Source organism: Idiomarina aminovorans (genome assembly GCF_023155095.1).
In the GTDB taxonomy this organism is placed as follows: domain Bacteria; phylum Pseudomonadota; class Gammaproteobacteria; order Enterobacterales; family Alteromonadaceae; genus Idiomarina; species Idiomarina aminovorans.
The window spans coordinates 1-234 of sequence record NZ_JAKNDA010000045.1; the positions used below are offsets into that span (position 1 = coordinate 1).

Consider the following 234-nt stretch of genomic DNA (forward strand, 5'->3'; position numbering starts at 1 on the left):
GGAGGCAGCAGTGGGGAATATTGCACAATGGGGGAAACCCTGATGCAGCCATGCCGCGTGTGTGAAGAAGGCCTTCGGGTTGTAAAGCACTTTCAGCGACGAGGAAGGGTGTTGTATTAACAGTGCAGCACATTGACGTTAGTCGCAGAAGAAGCACCGGCTAACTCCGTGCCAGCAGCCGCGGTAATACGGAGGGTGCAAGCGGTCATCGGAATTACTGGGCGTAAAGCGTAC

Annotated in this window: 1 rRNA gene; it reads left to right on the plus strand. The window is 55.1% G+C overall.

Annotated elements, in window-relative coordinates:
* A 16S ribosomal RNA gene (locus L8G48_RS13445) occupies nucleotides 1-234 on the plus strand; the annotation flags it as partial.